General features: G+C 64.9%; 6 protein-coding genes and 1 pseudogene. 3 read left to right on the top strand and 4 right to left on the bottom strand.

Annotation, left to right across the window (positions count from 1 at the left end):
- The first annotated feature begins 124 nt into the window (after window positions 1–124).
- Window positions 125–1,099, top strand: coding sequence for a VOC family protein (locus ACFFP0_RS21970; protein ID WP_377264329.1), 975 nt, complete (start codon window positions 125–127; stop codon window positions 1,097–1,099).
- 240 nt (window positions 1,100–1,339) lie between these two features.
- Here the strand turns inward: ACFFP0_RS21970 and ACFFP0_RS21975 are convergent, their stop codons facing one another.
- The 3 genes from ACFFP0_RS21975 to ACFFP0_RS21985 all read right to left on the bottom strand — a co-directional run bounded on the left by ACFFP0_RS21975 (window position 1,340) and on the right by ACFFP0_RS21985 (window position 6,191).
- Window positions 1,340–4,801 (bottom strand): chromosome segregation SMC family protein, encoded by a 3,462-nt coding sequence (locus ACFFP0_RS21975; protein WP_377264330.1) that lies wholly within the window; start codon window positions 4,799–4,801, stop codon window positions 1,340–1,342.
- A gap of 36 nt (window positions 4,802–4,837) precedes the next feature.
- Complete coding sequence (locus tag ACFFP0_RS21980) at window positions 4,838–5,542, bottom strand: DsbA family protein (RefSeq protein ID WP_377264331.1); 705 nt, start codon at window positions 5,540–5,542, stop codon at window positions 4,838–4,840.
- 145 nt (window positions 5,543–5,687) lie between these two features.
- Entirely contained in the window at window positions 5,688–6,191 is a 504-nt protein-coding gene (locus ACFFP0_RS21985; protein WP_377264332.1) for a DUF721 domain-containing protein, read from the bottom strand.
- Between the two features lie 81 nt (window positions 6,192–6,272).
- On the opposite strand from ACFFP0_RS21985, the gene mutY reads away from it, so the two are divergent.
- Together mutY and ACFFP0_RS21995 are read left to right on the top strand one after the other, a co-directional pair.
- Entirely contained in the window at window positions 6,273–7,358 is a 1,086-nt protein-coding gene (gene mutY / locus ACFFP0_RS21990) for an A/G-specific adenine glycosylase (RefSeq protein WP_377264333.1), read from the top strand.
- Window positions 7,359–7,376: 18 nt separating this feature from the next.
- Entirely contained in the window at window positions 7,377–7,991 is a 615-nt protein-coding gene (locus tag ACFFP0_RS21995; RefSeq protein WP_377264334.1) for an HAD family hydrolase, read from the top strand.
- A gap of 80 nt (window positions 7,992–8,071) precedes the next feature.
- Here ACFFP0_RS21995 and ACFFP0_RS22000 read toward each other — a convergent pair.
- Window positions 8,072–8,174 (bottom strand): annotated as a pseudogene (locus ACFFP0_RS22000) (IS5/IS1182 family transposase); the annotation flags it as partial.

Below are 8,174 nucleotides of genomic sequence, written 5' to 3' on the forward strand. Positions count from 1 at the left end.
GACGGCAGGATTATGTTGCATCGCAATATAATCGCTCCGCCGCTCACGTTTTTCCTACGTAGAAGTGAAATGCGGTCTTGAAGAATTCCGCTTAAGGCCAGGAGATATTTTCAGGGGGCATGCAATGAGAATCACTCGACGGAATATCTTGAAGCTGGCCGGCGTCGCTTCGTCTGCGGCGGCCTTGCCGGGGGCGCTCCGCGCCGAAGGAATGACGGGCACCGGCGCTGCGGCGACGCAATTGCCTTTCGCGCTGACGACACCCATCCATGTCGGCGAGGCGGCCCTGCGCGTGCGCGACCTGGACCTGATGGTGCGCTACTACGCCGCCATGCTCGGCCTTGAGGAGCTGCGGCGCGAAAACGGCACGTCGGTGCTGGGAGCCGGAGGCTCGCCCCTGCTGCATCTCGTCCACACGCCGGACGCCTCTTTCGAAGCCCCCGACGCCGCGGGCCTGTTTCACATCGCCTACCTGATGCCGTCCCGCGCCGACCTTGCGCGCTGGCTCGTGCATATCGCGGCAACGCAGGTTCCCGTGACCGGGTTTGCCGATCACAGCGTCAGCGAGGCCGTCTACCTCACCGATCCGGAAGGCAACGGCGTGGAAGTCTATTCCGACCGGCCGCGCGAAAGCTGGAAATGGCAGGACGGAGTGGTGACGATGGGCACGCACCCGCTCGACATCGACAGCATCATCGCGCTGGCCGATACGACCCGGGACGGCTATCGCACCGCGCCGGACCGGCTGCGCATAGGCCATATCCACCTGAAGGTCGGCGAAATCGCCAAGGCCCGCACCTTCTACGGCGATGCCATCGGACTGACCTCGACCCGGGGCGAACGAAAAGATGCCGGCTTCTTCTCGTCGGGCGGCTACCACCATCATGTCGCCTTCAACATCTGGAGCAGCGAAGGCGCAGGCACGCGCGACAATGCCCGGACGGGGCTCGCCTGGTTCTCGCTTGCCCTTGCCGGCAAAGCGGAACTTTCCGCGCGGAAGGAGCGGCTGCAACGCGCCGGCATCAGCTTCGCGACCACCGAAGGCTACACGGACGTCGTCGACCCCTGGGGGACGAATGTCCGGCTCGTGGTTTCTTAAAGAGGGAAAACAAAGCTTTGCGGGGCCGGATCACAGGCGGCCCCGCAAAGCTTTCCGCCCGGGACAGGAAACCCGGACGGGGGGTGGGAAACTCGTTCGCCTCACCTTGTTCAGGATCGGCGGAGGCCAGAAACGCCTTCAAGCATAAATCGACAAGACATCAATAGCCGAAAAATTGCATCCCCCATATGGGTGATTCTACGTAGACGTGGGCATTTTTATGATGTTCGGTAAATTTGCTCAACCGGCATCGCGCATCAGCTCGGCCGTCTGGAGATCGACGGATACAAGCTGGGATACTCCCTGCTCGGCCATTGTGACGCCAAACAGCCTGTTCATGCGCGCCATGGTTATGGGATTGTGGGTAATGATGATGAAACGCGTCTCCGTGGAGGCCGCCATTTCGTCCATCAGATTGCAATACCTCTCGACATTGTGATCGTCGAGCGGCGCATCGACCTCGTCCAGAACGCAGATCGGAGCCGGATTGGTGAGGAAAACGGCAAAGATGAGCGCCATGGCCGTCAGCGCCTGCTCGCCGCCGGAGAGCAATGTCATGGTCTGCGGCTTCTTGCCCGGGGGCCGCGCCAGAATTTCGAGGCCGGCCTCCAGCGGGTCATCCGATTCGATGAGCTGCAGTTCGGCGGTGCCCCCGCCGAAAAGATGCGTGAAGAGCCGCTGGAATTCGGCGTTGACCACATCGAACGCGGCAAGGAGGCGTTCCCGGCCTTCGCGGTTGAGGCTCTGGATCGCGCCGCGCAGCTTGCGGATGGCGTCGATGACGTCGGCGCGCTCCCGCATCAGGGTTTCGAGCTTGTCGGAAAGTTCCTTCTGCTCCTCGTCGGCGCGCAGGTTGACGGCGCCGAGCCGCTCGCGCTCCATCCGCAGCCGGTCGACCTCCCGTTCGATCTCGCGGATATCGGGCATCGGCGCGTCGGGCTTGTGGCCCGCGAGCCGCAGAACCTCATGCGGCGCGACGTTCAGGGTCTCGCGGATGCGGCCCTCGCTTTCGTGCCGCTTCTCGGCGGCGGAAACCAGGCGCTCTTCCGCACGGCCGCGCTTTTCGCGCGCTTCGGCAAGTTCGGAAAGCGCGAGCGTGGCAATCCTGTCGGCCTCCCGCTGGCGGTTTTCGGCCTCGGCCAGCCGGTCGGCCGCCGCGCGGCGCAACTCTTCCGCCTTCTGCAATTCCGTCAGAAGCGCGCGGCGCTTGTCGTCGAACTCTTCCGGCGCGGCTTCTAGGTCGGCAATTTCCTCCCGCGCCTCCTGCTCGCGCTCACGCAGGCTGGCGATATGGTCGGCGGCGCTCGCCGCCCGTGCCGCCCACGAGGCGCGCTCCTGCGCGATCGCGGCCAGCCGGCGCTTGCGGGCCTCCGTCTCGCGGCTGAGCCCCTCGTAACGGGCGCGCGCTTCAGCAAGCAGGCCGCGATCCGTCGCCACCAGCGCCTGCCGTTCCCGCAGCCGGTTATCGATTTCGGAAATGTCCGGCGCATCTTCCAGCTCGGCCCGGGCATTCTCCTCCTGCAGGCCGAGATCCCCGATCTGCGCGTTGAACTGGTTCACCGCCTCGGCCACGACGTCACGGCGCCGCATGAGGTCGCCGGCGGCGCGTTCGGCGGCGGCGAGCACATCGCGCGCTTCGGCAAGCTGGCGGGCGGCGAGCCGGTTGCGGTCGCGCGCATCGTTGAGCTCGCGTTCCCGGGCCGCGATCCCGGACGCAGCCGCGGCCAGCGAAGCCTCCGCTTCGGATAGCACGATCCGCGCCTCGTCGATCTCGGCTTCCAGCTCCGACAGGCGGTTCTTCTGGGAGAGCCTGAGGGCAGCAGCGCCCGGGGCCTCGGAACCGGTGACATGTCCATCCCAGCGATAGACCCCGCCCTCCTTCGTCACCAGCCGCTGGCCGGGCCGCAGCAGGCGCATCAGCCGGTGTGCCTCCGCCTCGGAAACGACACCGGTCTGGGCGAGGCGGCGGGACAATTCCGGCGGGGCGGTCACATGGGCGATCAGCGGCTCGGCCCCCTGCGGCAGGCCGGGATCGCCGGAGCCATCGCCGTTCAGCGACCAGTAGGTCGGTGCGGAACTGTCGACCGGGCTTTCAAGGTCGTCTCCCAGGACCGCGCCCAATGCCGCCTCGAAACCGCGATCGACGCGGATCATTTCCGCAACCGCGACGAAATCGCCAGAGGCCGCACCGGCCGCCAGCATTTTCGAAATCGTGCGCGCCTCCGTCTCCAGCGCGTTGAGCGCCGAGCGGGCGGCCTCCACCGGCCCCCGCGCCGCCAATTCATGCGAGCGGGCGGAAGCAAGAGCCGCCTCGACCTCCTCGGCGGCCACCGCGGCATCCTCGACGGCGATCTCCGCCGCCTCCACCGCCTCGCGTTTTTCGGCCGGATCGTCGAGGCCGGACAGCCGCTCGCCGAGGGCATCGAGCTCGCCGGAAGCATCGGCAAGCTGCCGGTCGAGACGCTGGCGACGCTCGGCGAGGTCCCGGATCAGCCGTTCCAGCTGGTTTCGTCCGGCGGCGGCCTCTGCGCGTTCCGCGGTAATGGCCGAAAACAGTCTTTCACTTTCGGCAAGGGCGCTTGCGGCGACCTCGAAGGCTTCGCGCAGTTCCTCGGCCTCCGAGCCGGAATCGGCCAGCATGTCGCTGAGCTCCGTCTCTTCCTGATCCAGCTTTTCAAGGAAAGCGGCATTGTCGGCGGCAAGCCGCTCCTCGCGGCGGATGTCCTCGCCAAGCTGCGCCAGCCGCCGGGTGAGTTCGTCGCGCCGCTTCAGGAGGCGGTTCGCCTCTTCCTCCAGCTGGCCGCGGGCGATCTGGATGCGCTGAAGCGCGGCACCCGCCTTCGCCTCCTCCTCGCGCAGTTCCGGCAGCTTGAGGCTGGCGATGCCCTGTTCCTTGGCGGCCTCCATCTGCGCCTGCGCCTTTTCGGCCACCACGACGGTGATCTGGTTGAGGGCGCTTTCGGCCTCGGCCTCCACCTCCCTGGCCTGAACCCAGCGGATATGCAGCAGAAAGGCTTCCCGCGCGCGGATGTCGGCGGAAAGCATCTTGAAGCGGTTCGCCTGCCGGGCCTGGCGCTTCAGGCTCTCGATCTGGGTTTCGAGCTGCGTCAGCACGTCGTCCAGGCGTTCGAGATTGCCCTCCGCGGCCCGCAGTCGCAATTCGGCCTCGTGGCGGCGGGAATGCAGGCCGGAAATGCCGGCCGCCTCTTCGAGGAGCTGGCGGCGCGCCTGGGGCTTCGCCTGGATGAGTTCGCCGATACGGCCCTGCCCGACCATGGAGGGCGAGCGCGCGCCGGTCGAAGCATCGGCGAAAAGGAGCTGAACGTCCTTGGCGCGCGCCTCCTTGCCGTTGATGCGATAAATGGAGCCCGACTCGCGCTCGATCCGGCGGCTGACCTGAATCTCGTCGGCATCGTTGAAGGCGGCAGGCGCCGTACGATCCGAATTGTCGAGATGGAGGCCGACTTCCGCCGTGTTGCGGGCCGGCCGATTGCCGGAGCCCGAGAAGATCACGTCGTCCATGCCGGACGCGCGCATGTTCTTGTAGGAGTTCTCCCCCATCACCCAGCGTAGCGCCTCGACAAGGTTCGACTTGCCGCAGCCGTTCGGGCCGACCACGCCGGTCAGCCCGCGCTCGATGATGAATTCAGTCGGCTCGACGAAGGACTTGAACCCGACAAGGCGCAGCTTGTTGAACTTCATGCCTCACCCGTCGCCTTCCCACCGGAGAAGGCTAGCTCAGAGCAATCCGTCGAAAAGCTTCGACATAGCTTCAACCGACATGTCCCCCGAATACTTCTTGCCGTTGATCAGGAAGGTCGGGGTGGAGTTGACGCCGAATTCGTCGGCTCCCCGCTTCACGACATTGTTGATTTCATCGAGAAGCTTCTGGTTCGTCAAGCAGGCCTCGAAAGTCTGCTGTGAGTAACCTGCCACTTTGACGGTCTGGAGAAGCGCATTGCGGACATTGCCGTCCGCCGGGGCCGCCCAGGCGCGCTGCTGCTTGAAGAGCATCGAGATCATCGGGAAGTATTGAGCGGCGGTCGCAAGCTCCTGCGGGTTCTGCGGATTGGAGCGGGCGAGCATGAAGGCGGCCGTCGCGACCGGATCGAACGGGAACTCGCGGATGATGAAGCGCACCTTGCCGCCGTCGATATATTTCGTCTTGATGGCGTCGAAGGTCTTGTTGTGGAAATTGGCGCAGTGCGGGCAGGTCATCGACATGTATTCGATGACCGTCACCGGCGCCTTTTCATCGCCAAGCTGCATTTCCGGCAACGAGCCGGGCTTCAGGGCCGCAGCCATGTCCACATCGCCCTGGGATTCCGGCACGTCCTGTGCGAAAGCCTGCGAGGCGCCGAGCGGCAGCGACAGGCAGAGGGCGGCAGCACCCGCTCCGCCGAGAAGCGTGCGCCTGGTCGTGGTGATTTCGTTCATCTGCATGGAACACCCGTGTGCGAGAGGTCTCAAAGAATTCCGACATTCCGTATCGCGCCGCCCGAATGCGAACAAGCTGTCGATAGGCAAATCTCTTCAAAGAATTGTGACAAATCGGAGGTGCGTCAGGAAGACCGCGGGCCCTGTACAGTCAGACCTTGCGCTTCTTCTGCAATACGGCGGTCCCAAGCCGCTGCACCGCCTGCCTGAGCGCCTCGCTTTCGATGCCTTCCATCATCGTTTCGAGCCGTTTCGCCGCCTCGCCCCTCAAGGGCGGCGGCTTGCGCGGATGCCTGGAGGCCTGCGAGACGGGTTTCTGGACGATGCGGATCTGGCGCACCGCCGGAAAACCGAAGAAACCGTTGATGCGGGCGATCAGTTCACCCTGCGCATGGGTGAGGAAAAGGGCGCGCGCGCCCTCGCAGGCCACCGTCAGCACGCCGGGCCGATGGCCGCCGTCGTCGAAACCGTCGGTGCGCGGCCAGGCGATCTTCTCCGGCCGCGTGCAATCGGCGAAGTCCTCGCCGGCGATCTCGTCCCAGGAACCGAGCAGCGCCGTCGAGATGCCGGCACGGCGGGCCAGCACCGGATCGATGATGCCGTTGGCGATTTCGGAGATCTGAGACACGCCTTTCTTTGGATAACTCTTCGCCATTGCCCCACTCCTGCCGGCAAGCCTTGATGCCGGCGCATTATTCTCTCAAGTATAGGGCATTCTTCCCGACAACGGCAAACGATGCTCCAGACGCTTCCCCCAAACCATGCCCAGAAGTTGCTCGCCTGGTACGACCGGCATCACCGGGAACTGCCCTGGCGGGTGAGCCCGGCTGCGGCGAAAGCGGGCAGACGCGCCGATCCCTATCACGTCTGGCTTTCGGAGGTGATGCTCCAGCAGACCACCGTGCAGGCCGTCAAACCCTATTTCGCCAAGTTCCTGGCTCTCTGGCCGAAGGTGACGGACCTTGCCGCCGCGCCGGCCGAGGACGTGATGGCGGCGTGGGCCGGCCTCGGATATTACGCCCGGGCCCGCAACCTCAAGAAATGCGCCGAAGCCGTCGCGTCCCTGCATGGCGGCGTCTTCCCCGATACGGAAGAAGGGCTGCGCGCGCTTCCCGGCATCGGCGACTATACGTCGGCCGCCGTCGCGGCGATCGCCTTCGACCGGCGATCGGCGGTGATGGACGGCAATGTCGAGCGGGTGATCTCAAGGCTTTACGCCATCGACGCGCCGCTTCCGGGCTCCAAGCCGCTGATGAAAGCCCGGGTCGCGGAACTGACGCCGGCCGACCGGCCGGGCGACTTCGCGCAGGCGATGATGGACCTCGGGGCGACGGTCTGCACCCCGAAACGGCCGGCCTGCGCGCTCTGTCCCTTCCGCGACGACTGTCTCGCCTTCGCCGGGCACGATCCGGAACGCTTTCCGGTGAAGGCGGCGAAAAAGGAAAAGCCGGTGCGGGCCGGCGCGGCCTTCGTCGCCGTGACCCCGGAAGGGGACGTGTTCCTGCGTCGGCGGATCGAAAGCGGCCTGCTCGGCGGCATGACGGAAGTTCCGACAACCGCCTGGACCTCGCGGCTCGACGGCGGCACGACCGCGGACCATGCCCCCTTCCCCGCCGCCTGGGAAGCCTGCGGCACCGTCACCCACGTCTTCACGCATTTCGAGCTCCGGCTTTCCATCTTCCGGACACGCACGGCAAGGGTCGCCGTCAATGACGGATGGTGGGAGCCGGTCACAAATCTTGAAGCGCAGGCGCTGCCGACCGTCATGAAAAAAGCAATCGCACAGGCTATTCCGCGAGCCTTCGAAAAATACCCGAACTGATTCTTTCAAGGAATACTCATGGCCGCAAAGATCGACCACATCGTCTTCGACATCGGCAAGGTGCTGATCCACTACGATCCGAACATTCCCTTCAGCCGCATCATTCCGGACGAAGAAGAGCGCAAATGGTTCTTCCTCAACGTCTGCACCCATGAATGGAACCTGGAGCAGGACCGTGGCCGCACCTGGAAAGAAGCCGAGGCGCTCCTGATCGAGGCCTATCCGGAACGCGAGGAACAGATCCGCGCCTTCCGCAAATACTGGCACGAGATGGTGCCGCATGCCTACGACGGTTCGGTGGCCATTCTGGAAGGCCTGATCGGCGAGGGCCGCGACGTGACCATGCTGACCAACTTCGCCGCCGATACGTTCGTCGACGCCCGGAAGCTCTTCCCCTTCCTCGACAAGCCGCGCGGCGTGACCGTGTCCGGCGAAATCGGGCTCATCAAGCCGGATGTGGCGATCTACGAAAAGCATGCGCGCGACTTCGGCCTTACCCCCGAAGCGACGATCTTCATCGACGATTCCTACCCGAATGTCGAAGGCGCCCGCGCCGCCGGCTGGCAGTCGGTGCATTTCAAGGACCCGGAAACGCTGAGAAAGGACCTCGCCGCCCACGGCGTGGAGGCCTGAGCAAAAAATATGGCGCCCGGAGTCAGCCTCTCCGGGCGCCAATTATCCTTGTCCGGGACTAGGCCGTAGCGACGAATTAACTATTTGAGCCAGATGGCGATAGCGGCGATTTTGACGAAGCCCATGAAGTTTGCGAGCAGCTTGTCGTATCGTGTGGCGACACGTCGGAATTGTTTGAGCTTG

Source organism: Neorhizobium puerariae (assembly GCF_042429745.1).
GTDB lineage: Bacteria > Pseudomonadota > Alphaproteobacteria > Rhizobiales > Rhizobiaceae > Neorhizobium > Neorhizobium puerariae.

Coding starts and splice junctions, on each gene's coding strand:
- ACFFP0_RS21970 (WP_377264329.1), top strand. CDS start 125: ATGAGAATCACTCGACGGAATATCTTGAAGCTGGCCGGCGTCGCTTCG.
- ACFFP0_RS21975 (WP_377264330.1), bottom strand. CDS start 4,801: ATGAAGTTCAACAAGCTGCGCCTTGTCGGGTTCAAGTCCTTCGTCGAG.
- ACFFP0_RS21980 (WP_377264331.1), bottom strand. CDS start 5,542: ATGCAGATGAACGAAATCACCACGACCAGGCGCACGCTTCTCGGCGGA.
- ACFFP0_RS21985 (WP_377264332.1), bottom strand. CDS start 6,191: ATGGCGAAGAGTTATCCAAAGAAAGGCGTGTCTCAGATCTCCGAAATC.
- mutY (WP_377264333.1), top strand. CDS start 6,273: ATGCTCCAGACGCTTCCCCCAAACCATGCCCAGAAGTTGCTCGCCTGG.
- ACFFP0_RS21995 (WP_377264334.1), top strand. CDS start 7,377: ATGGCCGCAAAGATCGACCACATCGTCTTCGACATCGGCAAGGTGCTG.